The sequence below is a fragment of the Pelagimonas sp. genome (assembly GCF_050633425.1).
In the GTDB taxonomy this organism is placed as follows: Bacteria; Pseudomonadota; Alphaproteobacteria; order Rhodobacterales; family Rhodobacteraceae; genus Pelagimonas.
This window is the reverse complement of sequence record NZ_JBOEGM010000012.1, coordinates 121,825-146,407: the sequence shown is the minus strand read 5'-3', so window position 1 is coordinate 146,407 and position 24,583 is coordinate 121,825. Positions and strand designations below refer to the sequence as shown.

Here is a 24,583-nt window from a genome sequence, read left to right as displayed (position 1 = left end):
GACGTTTCCCATTTGGCGCGGATCGAAAATTCGCCGAATTTTCGCTGTCCCCTAGTCTGGTTACATGTGGATCGCACCGCTTCCACAGGCCAGCGCGGCTTCGCGAACGGCTTCTGAGAAGGTTGGGTGTGCGTGGCAGGTTAGAGCAACATCCTCGGCTGATGCACCGAATTCCATCGCCACACAGATCTCGTGGATCAGATCGCCAGCACCGGGGCCGATGATGTGGCAACCCAACACGCGATCGGTGTCTTTATCGGCGATCAGTTTCACAAAACCGTCCCCCTGGAACACGGCCTTGGCGCGCGCATTGCCCATGAAGGAAAACTTGCCAACCTTATAGGCGCGACCCTCTTCTTTGAGCTGGTCTTCGGTCTTGCCGACAGACGCAACTTCGGGCGCTGTGTAGATCACACCCGGGATCACGTCATAGTTCACGTGACCATGCTTACCTGCGATAACTTCTGCCGCAGCCATGCCTTCGTCTTCGGCTTTGTGGGCGAGCATCGGACCATCAATCGCGTCGCCGATCGCATAGATACCGGGCACATTTGTGCGCCACTGATTGTCGGTTTTGATCTGGCCGCGCGGGCTGATCTCAACCCCCAGAGCTTCCAATCCCAAACCATCGGTGAACGGTTTGCGACCCGTCGCCACCAGCACCGTATCGGCGTCGATGGTATGCTCGCTGTCATCTTTGCGCAGCTTGTAGGTCAGCTTGGCCTTGGTCTTGGTGGTTTCAACCTTTTGAACCGCCGCGCCCATGGTAAAGTTAATGCCCTGCTTTTTCAGCAGCTTCTGGAAGTTGCGCTGCACTTCCGCGTCCATGCCGGGGGTTATAACATCCAAGAATTCGATCACCTGAACCTCAGACCCCAGACGCGCGTAAACCGATCCAAGCTCAAGTCCAATCACACCGGCACCAATAACAGCCAGCTTCTTGGGGATCTTTTTCAAATCGAGCGCACCGGTTGAGCTCACAACGATGTTTTCGTCGATCTCAACGCCTGGAATGCTTGAAGGCTCAGAACCAGATGCCACGATGATGTTCTTGGCCTCATGGACCTCATCACCAACCTGCACTTTACCTGCGGCCGGGATCGACCCCCAACCCTTCAGCCAGTCGATTTTGTTCTTTTTGAAAAGAAACTCGATGCCCTTGGTGTTCTGACCAACAACGTCGGACTTGTAGGTTTTCATCTGGTCCCAATCGACCGACGGCGATTTGCCTTTCAGGCCCATGGTGGCAAAATTATGCTCGGCTTCGTGCAGTTGATGCGTGGCATGCAACAACGCCTTGGATGGGATACACCCAACATTCAAGCAAGTGCCCCCAAGGGTGTCACGCCCTTCAACGCAAGCGGTTTTCAGACCCAATTGCGCGCAGCGGATCGCCGCTACATAACCGCCAGGGCCCGCACCGATTACGATCACGTCATAATTGGCCATTTCAGTCTCCTATCGAATTTGGCCGATGCACAAAGCCGGGTCGGCCTGTGCAATCGGATGTCATATGAGCGCCAATATCAGAATTGACACAGTTGCACCGAAACCCACGAACCAAACGAGTGTCCGCCAAGGGGCGAGCCCCCAAAAATAGGCGGGCAAATAGGCCACGCGGGAGATGAGAAACAGCAAGGCAAGTGCACCCGTCAAGGTGTTTGCCTTGTCTGAATAAGTAATCACGAACACGGCGATCGAAAACAGGATCAGCGCTTCGAAATTGTTGTTCATGGCGCGCTGCAACCGGCCCGGTTTGCCAGACAAGGGGCGGGGGTCATCGCGCGATCCGGTTGTGTAGGGCAAGCCAAGCTGAAAGCTTGCGGCCGTTGCATACAGCCCAAAATGCACGACCTGCCACAGCGCCGCCAGAGTCAGATATGTCAGTTCCGCTGTCATGCCGGCTCCTTTGACCATATCGCGCGTCGTTCCGGAGTTAGAACCTGCGCGCGTCGCTCTAAGAACCAGTCCTGACAAGCTTGCTCCGTCTGTGCAACCTTTGGGTCATGACGGAGCTCAGCCAGTTTCGCCTTAATCGCGGCGAGGTGACGCTCCATCAAGGTGTTTTCCACATCGTTGCGGTTGGCCTGTTCGTGCCAATGCGAGCCGAGATGGTATTTGGTATCATCTTCGCTGTTCTTACCTTGCCCATCACCGCGATCATTTTTCATCAAGAAGAGATCTTCCGATCGAACCGCATAGTGAAAAATGAAGGCATCCTTGACATTGCAGGCCATACCAAGCGGGCGGTAACGCGCCGATTTTGGTTGATACAGTGTTCCATTGCGAAGCTTACGCCCATCGGGGCGGGTGACCTTGGGCGTGTCAATCAGCGGTTCCAACGGATTGTGGTCGGTTGCGCGGGCAAAGCTGGCAACTTTGAACAGGCTTTTGAACTTGGTAACGCCCGGATTGGTGTCAGGCTCTGACATCGTATTACGCTCGGTGACCAGATCGCCGGGAACCCAGTCGCGCACACCGCCATCGCCAAAGTTGATCCAAGGGATCGCAACAACATCAGCCTTTTGATTGCGCTTGCGCAGTTTTTCCAAGCTCCATTGCGGCAAAAACAAAAACTCGTCACTGTCGATATGGAGCAGATGCGACACACCATTGTCGCGGCAAAATCGAAGAACGTGATCCATCCCCGCGTCTTGCGGCGCTTTGCCTTCGGGGACGACCTGTTGAATATGGGTTATCAGCCCCATCTCGGCGAGCCGATCTAACAAGGCAGGCGAACCATCGTCGCAATCGTTGGTCACCACAATAATCGGATCAAAACCCAGACACAGGTGATAGGCGAGCCATTCCAAAACAAAGATACCTTCGTTCTTCATACAAGCGGCGAGCGCTGTCTTGAGAGAAGAGGAAGGTGTCATGTCGGGCACGTAACCTAGATTGCCAAATGTGAATTAACGGCTGCTCAGAATTTTCCCGTCTTCGGGACACAAGATGTCGGTCTTGCCGTCGGACCACTGCGACTGAAACGGGCCTGCCTTGCGAAGCTTGATATAGGCCGGCCCGTCTCCGTTTTTGTGTGCGCGCGATAGCCCCACGATCCACACAACCTCACCAGTAAGCCCGCAATTGGGGCATGTAAGCTTGCGCGGATCGAGGTATGCCAATTACAGATCCATCAACAGGCGACGGGGATCTTCAAGCGCTTCTTTGACCCGCACGAGGAAGGTCACCGCGCCTTTGCCGTCAACGATACGGTGGTCGTAAGACAGAGCCAGATACATCATCGGACGGATCACAACTTCACCGTTGATCGCCATGGGGCGGTCTTGAATCTTGTGCATGCCAAGGATGCCGGACTGTGGTGGGTTCAGGATCGGCGAGGACATCAGCGAGCCATAGACACCACCGTTAGACAAGGTGAACGTCCCGCCCTGCATTTCCGCCATCGACAGCTTGCCGTCACGGGCGCGTTTGCCTTTTTCAGAAATCGCTTTTTCGATTTCCGCAAAGCTCATGCTGTCAGCGTCGCGGATGACAGGCACAACAAGGCCTGTTGGCGTCCCAGCGGCCACACCCATGTGAACAAAGTTCTTGTACACAATGTCGGTGCCGTCGATTTCGGCGTTGACCTCAGGCACTTCTTTCAGCGCGTGGCAGCAGGCTTTGGTGAAGAAGGACATGAAGCCCAAACGCACGCCGTGCTTTTTCTCGAACTGGTCTTTGTATTGGCTGCGCAGCGCCATCACTTCACCCATGTCCACCTCGTTGTAGGTGGTGAGCATCGCGGCGGTGTTTTGGCTGTCTTTCAGGCGGCGCGCGATGGTTTGGCGCAGACGGGTCATTTTCACACGCTCTTCGCGGGCTGCATCATCCGCTGGAACCGGTGCACGTGGCGCTGCTGGCGCGGCGGCTGGTGCGGGGGCCGCTGCTGCTGCGGCAACGGCGGCTGCAACATCGGCTTTGGTGGCGCGACCGTCGCGGCCTGTTCCGGTCACGGCATCACGGGAAATACCCGCTTCGGCCATGGCTTTTTCTGCGGCAGGGCCATCTTTGATGTCCTGGGCCGCTGCGGGGGCTGCCGCAGATGCAGGGGCCGCTGTTGGAGCCGGAGCCGCAGCGCCATCACCGCTGGAAATCACCGCAAGTTTGGCTGTGGCATCCACGGTTGTGCCCTCAGCCGCAACGATTTCAGCCAGAACACCAGCGGCAGGAGCAGGCACTTCGACAGAGACTTTGTCGGTTTCCAGCTCGCAGAGCATTTCGTCTTGGGCGACGGGATCACCGACCTTTTTGAACCATGTCGACACGGTCGCTTCGGTCACAGATTCGCCAAGCGTTGGCACCATCACATCGACAATGGAGGCTGCCTCTGGCGCTGCTGTTGCTGGGGCAGGGGCGGCGGCAGGGGTGGCCGCTGCGCCAGCCCCTTCGGTGATGTTGGCCAGCAGGGCGTCAACACCCACGGTTTCCCCTTCGGCGGCAACAATATCGCCCAGCGTGCCCGCAACGGGTGACGGCACTTCGACGGTCACTTTGTCGGTTTCCAGCTCACAGAGCATTTCGTCAACCGCGACGGCATCGCCGGGTTTCTTGAACCAGGTCGCAACCGTGGCTTCGGTCACGGATTCACCTAATGTAGGGACGCGCACTTCGGTCATGTCTTCGTTTCCTTCTTCATAGCCCTATCGCTTTGGTGGCTGACGGGCCTTGTTCGGTTTTGCCAAATCGCTGTCGCGACACTCAGGCGTTATTCGATGGTCAGCGCTTCGTTAACGAGCGCGGCTTGCTGTGATTTATGGATGGAGGCCAGACCTGTCGCCGGGGATGCCGACGTCGCGCGACCCACGTAACGAGGACGCAGGTGGGTGGCTTTGATCCGCCCCAGTACCCATTCGATATTGGGTTCAATAAAGGTCCACGCCCCTTGGTTCTTGGGCTCTTCCTGACACCAAATCATTTCTGCACCGGGGAAACGTTCCAATTCCTTGACCAGAGCCAGCGCCGGGAAGGGGTAAAACTGTTCGATCCGCAGCAGATAAATATCGTCGATGCCACGCGCATCCCGTTCTTCGAGAAGATCGTAGTACACCTTGCCCGAACACATCACGACGCGTTTGATCTTGTCATCACTGACCAGTTTGGTGTCGGACTGCCCACGTTCCGCATCGTCCCAAAGGACGCGGTGGAAAGAGGAACCTTCAACAAAGTCTTCGATCGCTGACGTGCACAATTTGTGACGAAGAAGCGATTTTGGGGTCACCATGATCAATGGTTTACGGAAGGAGCGGTGCAACTGGCGGCGCAAAATGTGGAAGTAGTTCGCCGGTGTCGAGCAGTTCGCCACGATCCAGTTGTCCTGACCACACATCTGCAAGAAGCGCTCAAGGCGGGCCGAGCTGTGCTCAGGGCCTTGGCCTTCGAAACCGTGTGGCAGCAGGCAAACAAGGCCCGACATCCGTAGCCATTTGCTCTCACCAGAGCTGACGAATTGGTCGAACATAATCTGGGCACCGTTGGCGAAATCGCCAAACTGCGCTTCCCAAAGGGTCAAGGCGTTCGGTTCCGCCAGCGAATAGCCGTATTCGAACCCAAGAACCGCATATTCAGACAAGGCACTGTCAATGACCTCATAGCGGGCCTGACCTTCGCGGATATTGTTCAGCGGATAGTAACGCTCTTCGGTTTCTTGGTTCACAAGGCCAGAATGACGTTGGCTAAATGTGCCACGGGTTGAATCCTGACCGGCAAGACGGATCGGATACCCTTCAAGCTGCAGCGACCCAAAGGCCAACGCTTCACCGGTGGCCCAGTCAAACCCTTTGCCGGTCTCAAACATCTTGGAACGGCTGTCCAACAGACGACCAACGGTTTTGTGCAGCGGGAAACCATCCGGTGCGCGGGTCAGCGCCGCGCCAATATCCTTGGCTGCTTCGCTGGAAATGGCGGTTTTACCGCGCTGATAGTCACCCTCTTTGATCTTGTCCAAATGGCTCCAACGCCCATCCAACCAATCGGCTTTGTTGGGTTTAAAGACTTTACCGGCCTCGAACTCTTCGTTCAATTTCGCCTGGAAGGCGGCCTTCATGTCTTCGATTTCACCTTCAGGGATCAGGCCATCTTTGACCAACCGCTCGGTATAAAGCGACAGGGTGGTTTTGTGGCTCTTGATCTGCTTGTACATGATCGGGTTGGTGAACATGGGCTCATCGCCCTCGTTGTGACCAAACCGGCGATAACAGAAAATGTCGATGACCACGTCTTTGTGGAACTTCTGGCGGAACTCGGTCGCGACCTTGGCCGCATGGACCACCGCTTCGGGATCGTCGCCATTGACGTGGAAAATCGGGGCCTCAACCACCAGCGCGTTGTCTGTTGGATAGGGGCTGGAGCGGCTGAAATGCGGGGCCGTGGTGAAACCGATTTGGTTGTTCACAACGATATGCATGGTGCCGCCGGTCTTGTGACCACGCAGGCCAGACAGGGCAAAACATTCCGCCACAACACCCTGACCGGCAAAGGCCGCATCACCGTGCAACAGGATTGGCATCACGCTGGTGCGTTCTGTGTCGCCCAACTGATCCTGTTTTGCGCGCACTTTGCCCAAGACAACCGGGTTCACCGCCTCAAGGTGCGATGGGTTGGCTGTCAAAGACAAGTGAACACTGTTGCCGTCAAATTCGCGGTCACTGGAGGCACCGAGGTGGTATTTCACATCGCCAGAGCCATCAACATCATCGGGCTTAAAGCTACCACCCTGGAATTCGTTAAAGATTGCCTTGTAGGGTTTGGCCATCACATTGGCGAGCACCGACAAACGTCCGCGGTGCGGCATGCCGATCACGATGTCACGCACACCAAGGTTGCCGCCACGTTTGATGATTTGTTCCATCGCTGGGATCAGGCTTTCACCACCATCCAGACCAAAACGTTTGGTGCCCATGTACTTGACGTGCAAGAATTTTTCGAAACCTTCAGCTTCGACCATTTTGTTCAGGATCGCCTTGCGCCCCTCGCGGGTAAAGGCGATCTCTTTGCCAAACCCTTCGATGCGTTCCTTGAGCCAAGCGGCCTGTTCGGGATCGGAAATATGCATGTATTGCAGCGCGAAGGTGCCGCAATAGGTGCGTTTCACAATCTCAACAATTTGGCGCATCGAGGCGATCTGAAGGCCCAAAACGTTGTCGATAAAGATCGGGCGATCCATGTCGGCATCGGTGAACCCATAGCTTTTAGGGTCCAGCTCAGGATGCGGGTCACGACCGTGCAGGCCCAGCGGATCAAGATCAGCGGCGAGGTGCCCGCGAATACGATAGGCGCGGATGATCATCAAGGCGCGGATACTGTCCAACACGGCGCGCTGGATTTGATCGTCGGTCAGGGCAACACCCTTTTCCTCGGCCTTGGCTGCAATCTTTTTGCCAGCACCTTTGACCTCAGGGGCCGGTGCCCATTCGCCGGTTAGCGCGGCGGTCAGATCATCATTGGGCTGCTGGGGCCAGTCGTTGCGCGCCCAGCTCGGGCCTTGAGCCTCGGCTTTGACGTCCAACTCGGCATCGCCAAGCTGGCGGAAAAACTCCTGCCATGCCTGATCGACCGCGTTCGGGTCATTGGCATAACGGGCGTACATCTGTTCCAGATATTCCGCATTATGCCCCTGCATAAAGCTGGAAGCTTGGAAGAGGTCGTTGGGGCTTTGATCAGTCATGTTTTATCTCCTGACCTTTAGTTGCAGGTGAAGGCCGCTTTTTGGTTTCGGATTGGCCCGCCTCGGTTCCAGTCCGGTTGGGAAAGAGTTTTCTTTTGGGCATTGCAGACGTCAGAAGCAAAAGTCGTAAGCTGAGCTTCCTTCATCTGTTTGCTGTTCCAGCGGAACGAGTAGTAGGTTTTGCGATGCTTGAAAGTGTCGAGGTATTGAGGGATTGTAACGGACTTAATTTTGGTCGGCTTTGTGGGCTTCAGAACGACCACCAATCGAGTACGGCTGGCTTGAGATGCAAAAGCAACCTCTGATTCAGCAAAGCTGACTTGAGGACAGCCTGCCAACAACGCGGCAGCGATCACTAGTTCCAATTTTCGCATTCCGTCACCTACCAGTGCGTTCAAGAAGCTTCGTGAAAGACATCTGCTTGCAAGATGCCTATCAAGACGCTTCCAAAGTGGAAAACCCGGGCGGGCCAAACAAGGCCCGCCACGGAGAGTTTATTTAACCGATCGCCTTAAGAACAGCTTCGCCAAGTGTGGCGGGGCTGTCGGCAACGACGATACCGGCGGATTTCATCGCTTCGATCTTGTCCTCGGCGCCACCTTTGCCACCGGCAACAATCGCGCCAGCGTGGCCCATTCGGCGGCCGGGAGGGGCCGTGCGACCAGCGATAAAGCCAGCAGTTGGTTTCCAACGGCCTTTTTTCTTCTGCTCGGCAAGGAACTCAGCGGCTTCTTCTTCTGCGGAGCCACCGATTTCACCGATCATGATCATCGACTGAGTTTCGTCGTCATCAAGGAACATGTCCAAAACGTCGATATGCTCGGTGCCTTTGATCGGGTCGCCGCCAATGCCAACAGCTGTCGACTGGCCCAGACCGATATCAGCTGTCTGCTTGACCGCTTCATATGTCAGGGTGCCGGAGCGCGACACAACACCAACGCTGCCGCGTTTGTGGATGTGGCCGGGCATGATGCCGATTTTGCACGCATCTGGCGTGATGATGCCGGGGCAGTTGGGGCCGATCAGACGGCTGGAGGAATTTTCCAGCGCGCGTTTCACACGCATCATGTCGAGCACCGGGATGCCTTCGGTGATGCAGATGATCAGCTCCATGTTGGCATCAATCGCTTCGAGGATCGAATCCGCCGCGAAGGGAGGAGGCACATAGATGACAGAAGCATTGGCTTCGGTCGCGTGCTTGGCTTCGTGCACACTATCAAAAACCGGCAGACCCAAATGGGAGTTGCCGCCTTTGCCCGGTGTCACGCCGCCGACCATCTTGGTGCCATAGGCGATGGCCTGTTCAGAGTGGAATGTGCCCTGCGAGCCGGTGAGGCCCTGACAGATCACTTTGGTGTTTTCGTCTACGAGGATTGCCATGTGGCAGTCTCCTATGTTTTGTCAGCGGCGAGAATGTCGTCACGCTTTCGATGATTACTTTTTGTCAAGGTAGATGAGCCGGACGGATGCGCCTGGTGATTTGCGAAAGGTCTCGGGGATGCTGTTGCTATCCCAATGCCATGTTTTTCCAGCGGAAATCAGTACTCGCACGCCATTCGCGGGTTTCGTCTGCCAAGCTTGCACCGCATGATCAGACAGGCCTTGCCCCAACTTTTCGTTGGCAATGGCTCGGTACTTTCTGACCCACGGTTGAGCAAGCTGGTAGCTTTGCTGAGGCGTCATGTTTTTTAGCCCGACAATACAACTAGTCTCAGAAAGGTAGATGAACAATTGATCATCATGTTCCTGAAGGGAGATGCCAGAGGTGGATTTTTTGCCACTTCTGGTCGTAAATTCCCAATGACTTGTGTTGTATCCTAGGGATCTGAAACCAGCGATTGCCGCTTCACGATCTGGCAAACGGCTGCACATTTCCACAGCCTTCTGTGCTTTTGTGAAGTATTTGGCAGAGGCCGGGGAACCGCTGATTGTGGACGAATCCACTTGAGGAATCCCACAGGCTGAAACAGCCAAAAGAACCGCTAAAAGCAAAGAAATATGTAGACGCATCTGCACGATCACCCTTAGCCCTTAACCGCCTTAACGATCTTCTCGGCACCGTCCGACAGGTTGTCGGCGGCGATGACGTTCAAGCCGGAGCCGTTGATGATGGCTTTGCCTTCGTCAACATTGGTGCCCTCGAGACGCACAACAAGCGGAACCTGCAGGCCGACTTCTTTGACCGCGGCCACAACGCCCTCAGCAATCACATCACAACGCATGATGCCGCCAAAGATGTTGACCAAGATGCCTTTGACCTGTGGGTCAGAGGTGATGATCTTGAACGCTTCGGTGACTTTCTCTTTGGTGGCACCGCCGCCAACATCAAGGAAGTTCGCAGGCTCAGCACCGTAGAGTTTGATGATGTCCATGGTGGCCATCGCCAGACCAGCGCCGTTCACCATACAACCGATTTCACCGTCCAGAGCGATGTAGTTCAGGTCGTACTTGGACGCCTCAAGCTCTTTGGGGTCTTCTTCGGTTTCGTCACGCAACTCGGCGATGTCGGGGTGGCGGTAAACCGCGTTGCCGTCAAAACCAACCTTGGCGTCGAGCACTTTGAGCGAGCCGTTGTCCATAACGATCAGCGGGTTGATCTCAAGCATCTCCATGTCTTTTTCCATGAAGGCTTTGTAGAGAATGCCCATCAGCTTGACGCATTCCTTAACCTGAGCGCCCTTGAGGCCCAGAGAGAAGGCAACGCGGCGGCCGTGGAACGCCTGATAACCGGTGGCCGGATCAACCGAGAAGGACAGGATTTTCTCAGGGGTGCTTGCCGCAACCTCTTCGATGTCCATGCCGCCTTCGGTCGAGCAAACGAACGACACGCGCGATGTCTGACGATCAACGAGCAGAGCAAGGTACAGCTCACGTTCGATGTCCGAACCGTCTTCGATATAAATCCGGTTCACCTGCTTGCCTGCGGGACCAGTCTGATGCGTGACCAGAGTGCGACCCAGCATGCGCTTGGCTTCTTGCTCAGCTTCTTCGACCGAGAAGGCAAGGCGAACGCCGCCCTTTTCGCCAGCGTCGGCTTCTTTGAAGGACCCTTTGCCGCGACCACCTGCGTGGATTTGCGCTTTGACAACCCAAAGTGGGCCGTCCATTTCGCCAGCGGCGGTTTTGGCTTCGTCGGCTTTTAGGACAACACGGCCGTCCGAGACTGGCGCCCCGTAGCTGCGCAAAAGCGCTTTGGCCTGATACTCGTGGATATTCATGGGATGGTATCCCCCGTTTTGCTGCGGTTTGAACCGGTTTAGGCTTGTCTAGCAGTAGGAGTTAAACGAAAATTTGCCGCAGGGCGGTTTTTTGGGCCAGTTTTCGACATTTGTGATCACACATTTTGGAACTGTGATCACAAGTTAATTTGGTGTTAGCGCTTGGCAGGGAATCAACGCGCGTCTAGCGTGTGATCACAAGGCACGTAGGAGGCGAGATGAAAGAGCTGACATGGGGCATCGTGATGACCGTCAAAGAGCCGCGCACGTTGCTTTTGTCCAACCTAGCTTGGCATTTGGGAACCGGCGCGTCGGAAATACATGTGTATCTCGACGATCCAGATGATCCGCTGGCGGTTGAGCTAGACGCGATGCCAGCCCTGCGGGTGATCCGGTGTGATGCCGCGCACTGGCGCGATGTGGCGCCGATCAAACGCGCGCCTGCGACGATCCGACGCCGTCAGGCCCTGAATGCAAACCACGCGCTGAAACGTTGTGAGTGCGATTGGTTGATCCATATGGATGCGGATGAATTCCTCGTGCAATCGCGCCCCTTGGGGCAAGAGCTGGCCTATGTGGCGGAACTTGGATGCGAGCTATCCATTTCACCAGCCGAGCGGATTTTTGTGGCGGGGGAGGCGCAGGAGACGTTCTTCTCGGGGCTGTTTCGAACGTCAACCAAGGGGCTTAACCGCCGTCAGGATGGGGTAAACAACGATGCAATCATCTTTGGCGATCATTTCCCACTGCTTGTGCATGGCATGCTTGGCCATTCCGCCGGTAAATGCGCCGTGCCGCGCGGGCAAGATTACGAAATCGGCATCCATTGGGCTTACCGTGGTAAAGACCGCAACCGCGCGGTGCGGTACAACTCCGCGTCGACGCGGCTCTTGCATTTTGATGGGCTGACGCCGCTCAATTGGCTGATGAAGTTGCTGCGCTATGCCGATTACGACCCGTCCGAACTCTCCATCGCCGCCCATCGCCGCGCCCAGATCGAAATCATGTGTGACATCGCCAAAGATCCGCAAGCGATTTTGGAATTTCACGCCGAGATGAAAGAATTTGATGCGGCGCGCCTTGATCGGCTGCGCGGCTTTGGGTTGCTATTGGAAGAGCGATTTGACCCCAGTTCGGTGATCCGCGATGTGTTGGGCGAGGTGCCAGACCTAAGTCCGGCCCCCTTTGATCGCGACTTGATCGCCGCCAATCCTAAACTCGCCAAGTTGATCGAAGATCAAGTTTAAGGTCAATGCACTAGCTGTTTAGTTGAAAAACAGCGCGAAACTTCCTGCGCGCCCTTGCGTCAACCGTTGAAACGCGCGCCAGCTCTGATCGGTGATCGCCGGGCCCCTTGCTGCATATTTATATGCGCCCCGCCCATGCAGCCATTCCAATAAATCCAACGGAGCTGGATCATCAAAATAGGCTGCGACATTGAGTTTCAACCCACGCGGTAGGTTGGGCATGTTGACCAAAAGCTGCCCGTTCATCACCGCATCGGCATCCGCCAAAATACGTTGCCACGCCCGCGCGGTTTCGGCGCTGACTGTCAATCCTAAGGCCGAGGTCTGTTTGGGGTTCGGAATCCATTCGCGGTCATCATCGGTTTCCTGCGCCACAGCCTCCCAAAACTTGGTATTATGCGCAATCATCGCGCGCCAATGGTCGCGCACGGCGTGAACCCGTTACACATCGGGTTGCTGACGCAGGCTGTGCAGAAAGATATAGATCGCGTCCCATTCGTTCTCACTGATAAACGCGTCAAAGCGCACCGATGACGTGTCCTCCAGCTTGGCTTGCGCCGAATTCATTTCGAGACGCAGCATGTTTCCAGATGTGCGCAAAGGCCGAATTTGCTCCCACAATTCCGACTTGGTTTCAGAAAAACTTTCCTGTTGGCGTTTGAGGTCTGCCTTTTCTTCTGGGTTTTCGCTTGCCCGGATTTTCTTTCTCAAGTCGGATATTTGGTCGCTGAGTGTGGTGCTTTGTGCCTCCAACGGTGCAAGCTGCGCTTCAATCTCATTTAATTTGGCTTGAAGGGTACCGATCTCGGCTGTCACGACTGCGGGATCATAGAAATCTGAAATCGTAGGCGCATTTTCTAACGCTGCCCGGTCTTTTGCGAGCCCCGCAATGGTATCGCTCGGATCAAACGCCAATATGGCATTCCCGACGCCGGACAAAAGATGCGTATAGGCCAAGAGCCACTCTGCGTCCGCCTCATCAAAACGCACGGTGATCGCGTCTTGCGGGATGCTATCCGCACCGCGCCCCAAAACCGCCGGGGCCAGCAATGCAAAAACGCCTTCGCCCTGATCGTGTCGTCCGTTGTCATTCACGTCGAGCCAAAGCTCATTGATTGTCATGTCAAAAGGCCGCGCGTCGGCGTTTTCCAATGTCGTCCGCGCTATTGCAAGGTCATCAACAAGTGTCTTGGTGATGTTCGCCAGCGTGTTTGGCAAAGCCTGTTCCGGTGTTGGGTTTTGTTCGGGAAGGCCAAGCCGAAAAACCGGAAGGGTGCGGATTGAGCGGCCAAAACCATAGGTGTAGCGCGCCTGCAAAGCGGTTTCGACCGCCCGCAGCGTTTGCAGCATCCCCAGCTCAAACCCGTGCGAGGCACCTGCCGTCTGAAGCTGCGAAATGCGGGTGGTTAGGCTGGGGCTATGTTCGGCAATTGCGGTGGTCGCACCGGCCGCTAGCCCAATAGAAAAAACCAAAGTTTTGAAAGAGGACACCAAAAACTCCCTACAGAAAATGAACATTGTTCGTAAAAGATTGTGCCGTGTGTAGAATAAACAACCTGACAAGAGTGTCCGCCACAAAAAAAGGGGCGCGCCGATGATGGCACGCCCCGTGTTCGTTTGCTGTTTCTGTGGCTTATGCCAGCGAGTTGTCGATGCCTTTGCAGGCTTCGACCAGACCTTGAACAGCTTTGACCGATGTGTCGAACATCGCTTGCTCTTCTTTGTTGAGCTTGATGTTGACGATACGCTCAACACCACCGGCACCGATCACGGTTGGAACGCCAACATACATGCCGTCCAGGCCAAGGTCGCCGTCACAATAGGCGGCACAAGGCAGAACGCGCTTTTGGTCTTTGAGATAGGCTTCGGCCATTTCAATCGCCGAGGTCGCAGGCGCGTAGAAGGCCGAACCGGTCTTCAGAAGGCCAACGATTTCTGCGCCACCGTCACGGGTGCGCTGAACGATTGCGTCCATTTTGTCTTGCGTGGTCCAGCCCATGTCGACCAGATCAGGCAGAGGAATGCCGCCAACGGTTGAGTAACGCACCGAAGGAACCATGGTGTCGCCGTGGCCGCCAAGAACAAACGCGGTGACGTCTTTCATCGACACGTTGAATTCTTCGGCGAGGAAGTGACGGAAGCGTGCGCTGTCCAGAACACCGGCCATGCCGCAGACTTTGGCGTGGGGCAGGCCCGAGAATTCGCGCAGCGCCCAAACCATGGCATCCAGCGGGTTGGTGATGCAGATCACAAAGGCATCGGGGCAGTTGTCGCGGATGCCTTCGCCAACGGATTTCATAACCTTGAGGTTGATCCCCAAAAGGTCATCGCGGCTCATGCCGGGCTTGCGTGGAACACCGGCGGTGACGATGCAGACGTCTGCGCCTGCGATATCGGCATAGTCCTGGGTGCCTTTCAGGCTGGCGTCAAAGCCTTCGGACGGGCCAGATTCGGCGATGTCGAGCGCTTTGCCCTCAGGCGTGCCTTCGGCGATGTCGAACAAAACGACGTCGCCCAGTTCTTTCATTGCAGCAAGGTGGGCAAGGGTGCCACCGATTTGACCTGCGCCGATAAGGGCAATCTTGGGTCTGGCCATGGAAAATCTCCGGTCCTACGTGAATTTTGCCGAGTGGGTAAGCCTTTACGCGGCTCCGCGCAAGGGTGCTGCGCTGCGGCGCGTGCGCGCGGCGGCCGATATTGCAGGCTGTTATCTGTCGCATTTTAGCGATAAACCCCTGTAAAAGCGCAAGTTAGAGGAGATATCGGTGGAGCTTTTTAGCTTGTCGGTTTTTGCAGTCACAATTCCGGCGGTGGTCTTTGCGGGCATCTCCAAGGGCGGATTTGGCTCTGGTGTCGCCTTTGCCAGCTCATCGATTCTGGCGCTTTTGATCGATCCAGCGCTCGCGATGGCCTTGATGTTGCCGTTGCTCATGCTGATCGATGTTGCGTCTTTGCCAAGCTATTGGCGCAAATGGGATTGGCCGGCGGCCCGTGTTTTAATGCTTGGGGCCGTTCCTGGCACGCTTTTGGGCGCGCTGTTCTTTTCGCGGGCCGATGCGGATATGATCCGAATGGTGATTGGGCTGGTTTGCGTTCTGTTTGTTGGTTGGCAGGCGGCGCGCAAATATGGGCTCGTCCAGCTTGGTCAGGCGCGATTCGGCCCCAAAGTCGGCTTGGTCTCTGGCGTCGTCATGGGGTTCACCAGCTTTGTGAGCCATGCGGGCGGTCCGGCGGCCGCCGTTTTTCTGCTTGGGCAAGGGCTTAGCAAAAACATTTATCAAGCAACCACAGTGCTGGTTTTCTGGGCTGTGAACTTCTTTAAATCCGGCTTTTACATTGGCATGGGGATCTTCACCCGAGAGACGCTTTTGCTGGATATCGCCTTGATCCCATTTGCCCTTCTGGGCACTTGGATCGGAATCCGGGCCCATGATTATGTCTCGGACCGGGTCTTTTTTGGGATAACCTATGTGGCCCTGACAATCACCGGGACCAAACTGGTTTTTGATGCCTTAACTTAGGGACCCTAACGTATGGACCCTAACATGCCGATCCTAGTGTGCGGATTTTGGCGTGTGCGGGTTTGGGCATGGGGCCGTACCATAGCGCATTTCGAAATGTGGGGCAGGACGCGTGGCCGCGCCCCTCTTTCCGAAAGGTGCGCTTCTTAGGCAGGGTCGCCAAGAGGCGGAAGCGCTTCTGCAAGCTCTTCAAAGGCTTGGCCGCTGGCAACAAGGCAGGTTACGCCGTTCGCCATGGTCACAGTGATGGTCCAAGAGCCTGAATCCGGTGACGCGAACACTTCCATGACGGCATTGTTGCTGCCCAAACCCATGCTTTGGCGGGTTTCACCGTATTTAACGGCCAATCGTTCGACGACTTTGTCACGCGGGGCACAGTTTTGCGCGCCTTGTGCTTCTACCAATGTTGCTGCACCCAGAACCATGCCTGCGCTCAGCATTGCTACTTTTGCAAATTTCTCCGTCATAGTCTCACCTTTCGGCTTGGCCCCGGGCAGTCGCATCTTTGGCGTTGCCCGATGCCGGTTGAAGTCCCCTCTTTCAAAGGTGGCAGTCCTATTGCGGAGCCGCCGATGCCGGTTTTCTCGACATTGGATAACTTTCTCCAACAGCCGCTTCAAAAAGGTTAACGGGGCGCGCGTTGCTTCAAATGTTATGCAATTGCTGCCTCTGAGGCGCTTCTTCGCGTCACTTTTCTGCACTGCGGCACATTTTCCCTTGAACATTTCCGCCAAAACAGGCCATCTGCACGCAAGAAAATTACCCGACCATCCTTTAGGAGAGATTCTCATGGACTTGCGCGCGCGCCCTTACCGCTCCGTTCTCTATATCCCAGGCTCAAAAGAGCGGGCGTTGGAAAAGGCCCGCACGCTGCCCATTGATGCGATCATCTTTGACCTCGAAGACGCGGTTGCCCCCGGTGAAAAGGTCGCCGCCCGCGCCACGCTCAAGACCGCGTTGGAGACCAGCTACGGCAATCGCACCCGCATTGTTCGGATCAACGGCCTTGATACCGAATGGGGCCAAGACGATGCCCGTGCTGTCAACGAGATGGAATGCGACGCCATTCTGCTCCCCAAGGTTGAAAGCACTGCACAGCTCGATGCGTTGGCCAAACTGTGTGACAAACCGATTTGGTCGATGATGGAGACTCCGCGCGGCATGCTCGCGGCGGCCGAAATCGGGGCACATCCGAAAATGGTCGGCATGGTTATGGGCACCAATGACCTCGCCAAAGAGCTGAATTCGCGCTTTCGGGCCGATCGTTTGCCGATGATGCCGGGCCTCGGCCTGTGCCTTCTCGCTGCCAAGGCCACCGACTGTATCATCGTCGACGGCGTCTATAATGCCTTCAAAGATGCCGATGGTCTGTTGTTGGAATGCGAGCAGGGGCGCGACATGGGGATGGATGGAAAAACCTTGATCCATCCGGCACAGGTTGATGTTGCCAACACGGCCTTTGCTCCGTCGGATGCGGAAATCGACCTCGCGCAGCGCCAGATTGATGCCTTTACCGCCGCCGAAGCAGAAGGCCAAGGTGTGGCCGTTGTCGATGGTAAAATCGTTGAGAACCTGCACGTCGAAACTGCGAAAAAGACACTTGCCAAGGCCGAGGCTATTGCAGCGCTAACACAATAAGCTAAATGTGAACCCGGTTAACATATGGGGGTAACCATGCTTTTGCTGATTCTTGGCGTCGCTTTGTGGGCTGGCGCGCATTTCTTCAAGCGGCTTATGCCGGAAAAACGGGCTGCGATGGGAGACAAAGGCAAGGGGATCATTGCCCTCGCTTTGGTTGCGTCTATTGTTTTGATGGTTCTGGGTTATCGCATGGCGGAGGGGGCCGTGTTCTGGGGGCGCCACCCGGCGACCGTTGGCATCAATAACCTGATCATGATCTTTGCGTTGTACTTCACCAGCCCGGGGCCATCCAAGGGCGCGATTTTCTATAAAATGCGTCACCCCATGCTATTTGGCTTCGCGCTTTGGGCCGCGTCGCATATTCTGGTCAATGGTGATGTTGCCTCCTTTGTTCTCTTTGGTGGCTTGCTGGCTTGGGCGCTTGCCGAGATGGCTATCATCAACAAATCCGAACCTGCTTGGACACCACCGGCCAAGGGCAAAATTGCCAAAGACGGTATGTTTCTTGCGATCTCGGTGCTTTTGCTGGCTATCATCGGTTACATCCATGGGCTGCTTGGCCCGGTTCCATTTGGTTGATTGGACGCTGACATGAAACTTTACCGCCTTCTCACCGCCGACGATACATCGGCCTTTTGCCACAAAGTGACTGATGCCTTGAACAAAGGCTGGGAGCTGCATGGCGATCCGACCTATGCTTTCGACGCAGGCAATGGCGTTATGCGATGTGGTCAGGCGGTGATCAAAGAGGTCGAGGGCACCTATACGCCCGACACGAAACTGGGCGCGCACTAGCCGCCTTTGCCCTGCTGCAACACGTGCGGCGGGGCGCACCAGCCCTCAAGTAGCAACGCGGTAGGGCATAAATCAGCCCTCAAGTAGCAACGCGGTAGGGCGTAATACCATCCCTCAAGCAGCGTAGCGGTAGGGCAGCACAAAGAGAGAGCATGAGCCATGGCCAAGACCAATTCGGGGCACTTTTTCGAAGACTACAAAATCGGGCAGGTCATTGCCCATGCTGTGCCCCGCACGGTGGGCGAGGGGGAACGCGCGCTATATCACGCGCTCTATCCTGCTCGGCATGCGCTTTATTCCTCTGATGAGTTCGCCCGTGATTGTGGGCTCGAAGAAAGCCCGCTTGATGATCTCGCGGCCTTTCACGTTGTGTTTGGCAAGACCGTGCCAGATGTCTCACTCAATGCGGTGGCCAATCTGGGCTATGCCGAAGGGCGTTGGCTTCAACCGGTCTTTGCCGGTGACACATTGCGCTCGGTCTCCGAAGTCATCGGTCTCAAACAAAACTCCAACGGCAAAACTGGCGTTGTTTGGGTCCGCACCCGCGGTGTCAATCAGATGGGTGTCGCGGTGCTGGATTATGTACGTTGGGTTATGGTGCTCAAACGCGACGTTGATGCGCCTGCGCCTGAAACGGTTGTGCCTGATCTGAAAAAGGTGCTGAGCGTCGATGACCTGTCGATCCCCGAGGGGCTCGATTTCTCCAACTATGACTTCCATCTCGCGGGGGAGCCGCATCGCTGGGGCGACTATGAAATCGGCGAAACCATTGATCACGTTGACGGTGTGACCATCGAAGAGGCCGAGCATATGATTGCCACGCGCCTTTGGCAGAACACCGCCAAGGTGCATTTCGACCTGACCTTCCGCCCCGAAGGCCGGCTGATTTATGGCGGGCATGTCATCTCTATGGCGCGTGCGCTGTCGTTTAACGGACTTGCCAATGCCCAGATGATTGTTGGCCTCAATGGTGGCGCCCATGCCAACCCTTGCTTTGCGGGTCAAACGATTAAGGCCTGGTCCGAAGTGCTCGACAAACAGCCCACCTCTGCCCCCGGCGTCGGTGCCATTCGCCTGCGTCTCGTTGCGACAAACGGTGGCGCTCCGTTTGAGCTGCGCCATGAAGAGGGCAAGTATAACAAAGAAGTGTTGCTGGATCTCGATTACTGGGCTTTGATGCCGATCTAAGGCCCCTTGTGGCCGTTTGCGCCACTAAGACTGGGCAAAACTAATGCAAAACCAATGGGCGATGGTCACCCTGTCCGCACGATGCTGGGGTGACCGATGGGGTGACCATTTTGCGTTGGGACACTCTGCTTGTGCCCCCGGAATCTGTTTGGGCCCCGAGTGATCGGCCCGGTTAATTCGCCATGCGTGTCTTGGGGCTGATGACATTTGTTCCGGTTACCGGGTCGGGATAAACATGCGCTTTCAGATCATACACCTGTGACACCATATCCGCAGTGACCACCTCAGCCGGGTTGCCGATATGGGCCAAATTGCTGTCCTTCAAGACAAGCAAATCCGTGGCATAGCGCGCCGCCTGTGCGATGTCATGTAACACGGCCACGACGGTTTTTCCGCTTTGCTGCAACTGCTTCAACAACTCAAGCACGTCGTATTGATACCGAATGTCGAGAAAGCTTGTGGGCTCATCAAACAGCACATACGGGGTGTCCTGGGCGATGCACATGGCAATAAACGCCCGCTGGCGTTGCCCCCCGGATAGGTTCGCCACAGGGTCATGGCGTAGCTCTCTCAGGCCCACGGTCTCCAGCGCGGCGTCAATCATCAGCCGATCCTTGGCCGTGACAAAACCAAGAAAGTTTTGATGGGGCGCGCGCCCATACCCGACCAGCCGATCAACCGTGATTTGGCCCGGCACAATCGGCTGTTGTGGCATGACGGCGATGACCTTGGCGATGTCGCGCGGGCGCATTCTGGCGATATCGCGCCCGGCGATCATGACCCGCCCGCCACCGGGGTTCAGATGGCGGGCGATGGTCTTTAACAAGGTTGATTTGCCGCAGCCATTCGGGCCGATCAAAGCCGTCAAACTCCCTTGCTGAATTTCGGCAGTGATCCCGTTCAGGCGAAACCGGTCATAGCCTGATCGAATATCGGTCATGGAAATGCTCATTCACCGGTCTCCTGTGAAGTTGTGAGTAGCAAGTAAATGAAGAACGGCGCGCCAATAGCTGCGGTCAAAACGCCGGCGGACACTTCGATGGGCGGTAATATGGCCCGACCCGCCGCATCGGCGATCAACACCAACAAGGCCCCGGTCAGCATGGCCACAGGCAACACCGATCGGTGATGTGCCCCGACAAGACGGCGGGCGATATGCGGGCTCATCAGGCCGATAAACCCGATCACCCCAACCTGACTGACCGACAGTGCCGCCAGCATCGCCGCCAGTGCCATCAGCACGGCGCGTTCGGCGCGCACATTCATCCCAAGGCTTGTGGCCTGCGCCGTCCCAAGCCGAATGAGATCAAGCCGATGCGACATCAACAGGCACAGCAAAGCCAGCCCACCAATGCCCAACCAGACATCCGACAGATGCTGCCAGCCACGCGCCCACAGGGACCCGGTCAGCCAGACCATGGGGGCCGAAACATCATAGGTATCGGCGGTGATAAGTATGAAATCCACCCCGGCATCGGCGGTAAAGCCAACGGCGATGCCAATCAGGATCAGGCGCGTCGGAGAAACCGAGCGCAGCTCGGCAAGGGCATAGACCGCAAAGGCCGCTATCAACCCGCCAGTTGCCGCCACCAGCGGCAGCCAGTTGCGCTCAAGCTGGATACCAAACAGGGCCCCCAGCTCGGTGCCGGGGAGCGACATCAATAAGACCGCAAAAGCAGCCCCCGAATTGATCCCGATGATCTTGGGGCTGGCCAGTGGGTTGCGCAGCAGGGCTTGGATGATTGTTCCAGACAGGGCCAACGCCCCACCGGTCGCAATGGCCAAAAGGCTGCGCGGCAGGCGGGATCGGTTGATGATAAACCCTTGCTGGGAACCGTCGAGATCAAACAAGGTGTTCAAAATCACCTGCGCCGGAATGGTAACGGCCCCGGCGGCCAGGCTCCAAACAAACCCCAGGCTCACGGCCACCAGCAACAGGATCAAAACAGTGGTCACGCGTTGGGTATGTCTCATGGCAAATCTCTTGTGCGCAGCGTTAGCCACAAAAACCACGGTGCCCCGATCAGAGCGACGATGACGCCAATGGGGGCCTCGATCGGGGCGGTGAGGATTTTGGACAAACCGTCAGCGACCAACATCAGCGCCGCGCCAATCAGCGCCGTCATCGGCACCAAAACCCGGTGGTCCCCGGTGAACAAGGCACGTGCTAGATTGGGTACGATCAATCCGGCAAAGCCAATCGGCCCCGCCACAGTGACGCAAATTCCGGTCAAACCCGCTGCCAAAACCGCACCTAGAAACAAGGTCACGCGCGGATCGCCGCCAAGGCCCTGAGCCTGATCTTCGCCCAGAGCCATCAGGTTCAACCGATGCGCCAAGGCCATCGCAGCAATCACTCCGGGCACCGCAATTGCCGCCAGCCGCAGCGCCGCGGGCCAGCGAATATCGGTGATATCACCTACAACCCAACGCACAACCGTGCGGGCGATGTCATCCTCAAGCGTAAAGGTGAAACGCACCATCGCATAGGCAAACGCACCGACGGCAATGCCGCCAAGCATCAGGCGCATCGGTTCCATCCGCGCCTGAAACCCACCCGCAATGGCGAAACTTGCAGTGCCCGCCAGAAAGGCACCAACAACCGCCATCACGTCGGGAAACGCACTCAGCCCCGGCAGCACAAAAGCCAGCGCCAGCCCAAGTGCTGCGCCTTGGTTGATGCCCAAAATCGCAGGTGATGCCAAAGGGTTGCGCGTGATGGCCTGAAGCACCAACCCCGCAAGCCCAAGGTTTACCCCCAGCAGGGCGGCCGCGATACTGCGCGGGGCTCGGATCTCGATCAGCACCATGCTGGCCAAGTCATCATGCGCAAACAGATCCGTAAATCCTACGTCCGATCTGCCGCCTGTCGACATCGACAAAAGCCCGCCCACAACAAGCGCTATAACAAGCACCACTGCGGACAGGCCGGTCGGAACAGCGGCGCGCCCCTGTTCCCGTGACGGGCTGATCATTCAGATGCGCTCAGGATCGAAACAAGGTCCGACGCCGTCAATTCAGCCGCCAACATGCCCCGCAAACGCGACCAGTTATGCGCGGTCACATAAAAGACCTTGTCCTCATTCACCGCCTTGAGGCCGGTATAAAGCGCATCCCCGGCCCAGCCGTCCACAAAAGACGGGTCGCTGTATTCGCCGAAAATAAGAATGTCGGGGTCGACCTGCGACAGCTGTTCAAGCGTCGTGGGCACATAGGTTTTGGCAAATGTGCCATCGTCGCCATCCGGTGTCATTCTCGACGAAAAGCCAAACATCGCCAACAACGATCCGTTGTAAGAGGCCGGTGAATGAAGCCAAAGCCCCTTGGCATTTGCCACGCCAAATTGCGCCGACAGGCCTTGGGCCTTGGGTTTTATCAAATCCGTATAGGCCGCCATCTTCTCCTGATGCGCCGCCACACGGGCGTCCATTTCCGCGCCTTTGCCAATCGCTGTCCCAATCGCGCTCATTTGCGCGACCGAGCCATGGTAATCACCGCCCAGACTGTCGAAAACGACGGTTGGTGCGATCTCGGACAGCGTGTCATAGGCGGTCGAATGGCGCTTTTTGTCCGCAATGATCAAATCTGGCTGCAAGGATGCAATCACCTCAAGGCTCGGCGTCTTGCGAGTGCCAACCGACACCCAGTCAGTGCCAATGATGTCGGTATAGGCGGGGACAACACGCTCGCGTTTGTTGTCGTCAGCGATCCCCACCGGGGCCACCCCGACCGAGGCCAGCGCGTCGATAAAGCTGAATTCCAGCACAACAATTCGCTTTGGCAAATCCGGTACAGTGGTGGTTCCCAATTCGTGGGAAACATCACGGGCAAGGGTGGGGGCGGCAACCAACGTCAATGCAAACGCCAGTACCGCAGTTAATCTGCGGGTCATCGGACTCTCCTGATTGTCTGAATGGCTCGCACACGGGTCGGCGCACTGGCTGGCGTATCGGCAATGCAGTAGTTGATTTAATTTGTCAAGATTGAGTGCGGTCGAAACTCCTCCTGTCATGAACCGCTGCTCTAAGGCCCGATGAGCGGTCGCGACACTGTCGCAGTGGTGCCATTGTGGGTCTTGCGCCGACAGCGTTTTGGAAAACCCAGCCAAATCAGAATGCGGGTGATCGGCACCAGGCGAGGTTACGACCTTCCAACCGGGTGCCAGCGCCCTGTCAAAGATGCTGTTACAGACGCCGAAACCCAAGTGCACGATGACACACGACCCCGGCGGCGACGCCCCGATTGTTGTGGTGTGATCTTAAGGTGCTGTTCCAAATGACAGCCAGAGCTTTCGCAAAGGTTGCATCACTCACAGGCCGAATCCTTTGCAAATACCCAATAAAATCAGTCGGAAATATCAACGCCGCATCGCAGCACCGTTAGCGCTCAATATGTGATCACACGACCTAATCCAGTGATCACAAATTAACAAAAACCCGCCAATTGCGCCAAAAAACCGCGCCTTTTGCGCCGTCACGCGCGTGACAGACGCTCAAAAACCAGTAGAAAAGACCCAAGGGAACGAAAAGGACATCATCATGGCCGACGTGAACCGGGGCAACCGCCCGCTTTCGCCACACCTCACGATCTACCGTCCGCAGCTGACGTCGATCACATCCATCCTCACCCGTGTTACGGGCAACGCTTTGATCGTTGCTGTGATCCTTGGGGTTTGGTGGTTGCTCGCTGCCGCGACATCTCCAGAATACTACGCCACCGTAAATGGCATCGTCACCTCTTGGTTTGGTGATCTGATCTTTACGCTGTCGGCTTGGGCTATCTGGTACCACTATCTTGCCGGTCTGCGGCATCTCTATTTCGACGCTGGCAAAGGTCTTGATATCAAGACCGCCGAAAACCTGGGCTGGATCATCGTGATCGTCTCGGTTCTGCTGGCTCTGTTCACCATCGTTGTGGTCTAAAGGGGGCTATCATGGGTTTTCTAACTGATCGCAAACGCGCTGTTGGCAAAGGTGCCTCGCACACCGGCACCGAACATCATTGGTATATGCAGGTTTCGGCTGTTGGCCTTGCTCTGCTGATACCGACCTTCGTTTTCTACTTCGGCTCTGCGCTGGGCAGCACACATGAAGAGGTGCTTGCCACCTTCTCGCGTCCGTTCCCTGCCATCCTGACCGCTCTGGTTCTGGTTGTCGGTCTGCAGCACTTTCGCAAGGGCGCGCAGATGATGATCGAAGATTACCTGCGCGGCTCCGCCCGCAAAGCGGCCATCATTTTCACAATCTGCCTCAGCTACACGCTGATGGGCGCTGGCCTGTTTTCGCTCGCCAAGATCGCGCTGTGAGG

The 24,583-nt window shown here is 56.4% G+C and carries 25 protein-coding genes; 8 read left to right on the top strand and 17 right to left on the bottom strand.

Annotated features, from left to right (window positions below; translation table 11 throughout):
• Positions 1 to 60: 60 nt before the first annotated feature.
• The 9 genes from lpdA to sucC all read right to left on the bottom strand — a co-directional run bounded on the left by lpdA (position 61) and on the right by sucC (position 10,884).
• Positions 61 to 1,449 (bottom strand): dihydrolipoyl dehydrogenase, encoded by a 1,389-nt coding sequence (lpdA, locus tag ACRBB0_RS09805; RefSeq protein ID WP_431374254.1) that lies wholly within the window; start codon positions 1,447 to 1,449, stop codon positions 61 to 63.
• Between the two features lie 60 nt (positions 1,450 to 1,509).
• Positions 1,510 to 1,899 carry an MAPEG family protein gene (locus tag ACRBB0_RS09800; protein WP_431374253.1) on the bottom strand — a complete coding sequence of 130 codons (390 nt, stop codon included), beginning with the start codon at positions 1,897 to 1,899 and terminating at the stop codon, positions 1,510 to 1,512.
• Positions 1,896 to 2,879, bottom strand: a complete 984-nt coding sequence (locus ACRBB0_RS09795; RefSeq protein WP_431374252.1) for a glycosyltransferase family 2 protein — start codon at positions 2,877 to 2,879, stop codon at positions 1,896 to 1,898. Before ACRBB0_RS09795 ends, ACRBB0_RS09800 begins: the two co-directional genes overlap by 4 nt.
• Positions 2,880 to 3,125: 246 nt before the next feature.
• The gene (gene odhB, locus ACRBB0_RS09790) at positions 3,126 to 4,619 is read right to left on the bottom strand and encodes a 2-oxoglutarate dehydrogenase complex dihydrolipoyllysine-residue succinyltransferase (RefSeq protein ID WP_431374251.1); all 1,494 of its coding nucleotides are present in this window, start codon (positions 4,617 to 4,619) and stop codon (positions 3,126 to 3,128) included.
• Positions 4,620 to 4,708: 89 nt separating this feature from the next.
• Positions 4,709 to 7,666, bottom strand: coding sequence for a 2-oxoglutarate dehydrogenase E1 component (locus ACRBB0_RS09785; RefSeq protein ID WP_431374250.1), 2,958 nt, complete (start codon positions 7,664 to 7,666; stop codon positions 4,709 to 4,711).
• A 17-nt stretch (positions 7,667 to 7,683) separates the two neighbouring features.
• Positions 7,684 to 8,040 (bottom strand): hypothetical protein, encoded by a 357-nt coding sequence (locus tag ACRBB0_RS09780; protein ID WP_431374249.1) that lies wholly within the window; start codon positions 8,038 to 8,040, stop codon positions 7,684 to 7,686.
• A gap of 124 nt (positions 8,041 to 8,164) precedes the next feature.
• Positions 8,165 to 9,046 (bottom strand): succinate--CoA ligase subunit alpha, encoded by an 882-nt coding sequence (sucD, locus tag ACRBB0_RS09775; protein WP_431374248.1) that lies wholly within the window; start codon positions 9,044 to 9,046, stop codon positions 8,165 to 8,167.
• Positions 9,047 to 9,100: 54 nt separating this feature from the next.
• Positions 9,101 to 9,688: a hypothetical protein gene (locus ACRBB0_RS09770; RefSeq protein ID WP_431374247.1), complete on the bottom strand. Its 588-nt coding sequence runs from the start codon at positions 9,686 to 9,688 to the stop codon at positions 9,101 to 9,103.
• A 2-nt stretch (positions 9,689 to 9,690) separates the two neighbouring features.
• Positions 9,691 to 10,884, bottom strand: coding sequence for an ADP-forming succinate--CoA ligase subunit beta (gene sucC, locus ACRBB0_RS09765; RefSeq protein WP_431374246.1), 1,194 nt, complete (start codon positions 10,882 to 10,884; stop codon positions 9,691 to 9,693).
• Positions 10,885 to 11,102: 218 nt separating this feature from the next.
• Between sucC and ACRBB0_RS09760 the strand changes: the two genes are divergently transcribed.
• The gene (locus ACRBB0_RS09760; RefSeq protein ID WP_431374245.1) at positions 11,103 to 12,131 is read left to right on the top strand and encodes a glycosyltransferase family 2 protein; all 1,029 of its coding nucleotides are present in this window, start codon (positions 11,103 to 11,105) and stop codon (positions 12,129 to 12,131) included.
• 18 nt (positions 12,132 to 12,149) lie between these two features.
• Here the strand turns inward: ACRBB0_RS09760 and ACRBB0_RS09755 are convergent, their stop codons facing one another.
• The 3 genes from ACRBB0_RS09755 to mdh all read right to left on the bottom strand — a co-directional run bounded on the left by ACRBB0_RS09755 (position 12,150) and on the right by mdh (position 14,727).
• Positions 12,150 to 12,560, bottom strand: a complete 411-nt coding sequence (locus ACRBB0_RS09755; RefSeq protein WP_431374244.1) for a hypothetical protein — start codon at positions 12,558 to 12,560, stop codon at positions 12,150 to 12,152.
• A 12-nt stretch (positions 12,561 to 12,572) separates the two neighbouring features.
• A complete protein-coding gene (locus tag ACRBB0_RS09750) occupies positions 12,573 to 13,622 on the bottom strand; it encodes a hypothetical protein (protein WP_431374243.1) in 1,050 nt (349 codons plus the stop codon).
• Positions 13,623 to 13,764: 142 nt separating this feature from the next.
• Positions 13,765 to 14,727 carry a malate dehydrogenase gene (gene mdh, locus ACRBB0_RS09745; RefSeq protein ID WP_431374242.1) on the bottom strand — a complete coding sequence of 321 codons (963 nt, stop codon included), beginning with the start codon at positions 14,725 to 14,727 and terminating at the stop codon, positions 13,765 to 13,767.
• Between the two features lie 169 nt (positions 14,728 to 14,896).
• Between mdh and ACRBB0_RS09740 the strand changes: the two genes are divergently transcribed.
• Positions 14,897 to 15,652, top strand: coding sequence for a sulfite exporter TauE/SafE family protein (locus ACRBB0_RS09740; protein ID WP_431374241.1), 756 nt, complete (start codon positions 14,897 to 14,899; stop codon positions 15,650 to 15,652).
• A 146-nt stretch (positions 15,653 to 15,798) separates the two neighbouring features.
• On the opposite strand, the gene ACRBB0_RS09735 is transcribed toward ACRBB0_RS09740, so the two are convergent.
• Positions 15,799 to 16,119 (bottom strand): hypothetical protein, encoded by a 321-nt coding sequence (locus tag ACRBB0_RS09735; RefSeq protein WP_431374240.1) that lies wholly within the window; start codon positions 16,117 to 16,119, stop codon positions 15,799 to 15,801.
• 322 nt (positions 16,120 to 16,441) lie between these two features.
• Between ACRBB0_RS09735 and ACRBB0_RS09730 the strand changes: the two genes are divergently transcribed.
• The 4 genes from ACRBB0_RS09730 to ACRBB0_RS09715 all read left to right on the top strand — a co-directional run bounded on the left by ACRBB0_RS09730 (position 16,442) and on the right by ACRBB0_RS09715 (position 19,276).
• Positions 16,442 to 17,290, top strand: a complete 849-nt coding sequence (locus tag ACRBB0_RS09730; RefSeq protein ID WP_431374239.1) for an HpcH/HpaI aldolase/citrate lyase family protein — start codon at positions 16,442 to 16,444, stop codon at positions 17,288 to 17,290.
• A 36-nt stretch (positions 17,291 to 17,326) separates the two neighbouring features.
• The gene (locus ACRBB0_RS09725; RefSeq protein WP_431374238.1) at positions 17,327 to 17,872 is read left to right on the top strand and encodes an NnrU family protein; all 546 of its coding nucleotides are present in this window, start codon (positions 17,327 to 17,329) and stop codon (positions 17,870 to 17,872) included.
• Positions 17,873 to 17,884: 12 nt separating this feature from the next.
• Complete coding sequence (locus ACRBB0_RS09720) at positions 17,885 to 18,088, top strand: DUF1737 domain-containing protein (protein ID WP_431374237.1); 204 nt, start codon at positions 17,885 to 17,887, stop codon at positions 18,086 to 18,088.
• 159 nt (positions 18,089 to 18,247) lie between these two features.
• A complete protein-coding gene (locus tag ACRBB0_RS09715; RefSeq protein ID WP_431374236.1) occupies positions 18,248 to 19,276 on the top strand; it encodes a MaoC family dehydratase in 1,029 nt (342 codons plus the stop codon).
• A gap of 172 nt (positions 19,277 to 19,448) precedes the next feature.
• Here the strand turns inward: ACRBB0_RS09715 and ACRBB0_RS09710 are convergent, their stop codons facing one another.
• From ACRBB0_RS09710 to ACRBB0_RS09695, 4 genes are read right to left on the bottom strand one after another with little or no spacing between them, the layout of a single operon-like run.
• Positions 19,449 to 20,228 (bottom strand): ABC transporter ATP-binding protein, encoded by a 780-nt coding sequence (locus ACRBB0_RS09710; protein ID WP_431374235.1) that lies wholly within the window; start codon positions 20,226 to 20,228, stop codon positions 19,449 to 19,451.
• The gene (locus ACRBB0_RS09705; protein ID WP_431374234.1) at positions 20,225 to 21,250 is read right to left on the bottom strand and encodes a FecCD family ABC transporter permease; all 1,026 of its coding nucleotides are present in this window, start codon (positions 21,248 to 21,250) and stop codon (positions 20,225 to 20,227) included. The genes ACRBB0_RS09710 and ACRBB0_RS09705 overlap by 4 nt, the downstream gene beginning before the upstream one ends.
• The gene (locus tag ACRBB0_RS09700; RefSeq protein WP_431374233.1) at positions 21,247 to 22,251 is read right to left on the bottom strand and encodes a FecCD family ABC transporter permease; all 1,005 of its coding nucleotides are present in this window, start codon (positions 22,249 to 22,251) and stop codon (positions 21,247 to 21,249) included. The genes ACRBB0_RS09705 and ACRBB0_RS09700 overlap by 4 nt, the downstream gene beginning before the upstream one ends.
• Complete coding sequence (locus ACRBB0_RS09695; protein ID WP_431374232.1) at positions 22,248 to 23,168, bottom strand: ABC transporter substrate-binding protein; 921 nt, start codon at positions 23,166 to 23,168, stop codon at positions 22,248 to 22,250. The genes ACRBB0_RS09700 and ACRBB0_RS09695 overlap by 4 nt, the downstream gene beginning before the upstream one ends.
• A 646-nt stretch (positions 23,169 to 23,814) precedes the next feature.
• Between ACRBB0_RS09695 and sdhC the strand changes: the two genes are divergently transcribed.
• Both sdhC and sdhD read left to right on the top strand, forming a co-directional pair.
• Positions 23,815 to 24,198, top strand: coding sequence for a succinate dehydrogenase, cytochrome b556 subunit (sdhC, locus tag ACRBB0_RS09690; RefSeq protein ID WP_431374231.1), 384 nt, complete (start codon positions 23,815 to 23,817; stop codon positions 24,196 to 24,198).
• A gap of 11 nt (positions 24,199 to 24,209) precedes the next feature.
• A complete protein-coding gene (gene sdhD, locus ACRBB0_RS09685; RefSeq protein ID WP_431374230.1) occupies positions 24,210 to 24,581 on the top strand; it encodes a succinate dehydrogenase, hydrophobic membrane anchor protein in 372 nt (123 codons plus the stop codon).
• Positions 24,582 to 24,583 lie beyond the last annotated feature (2 nt).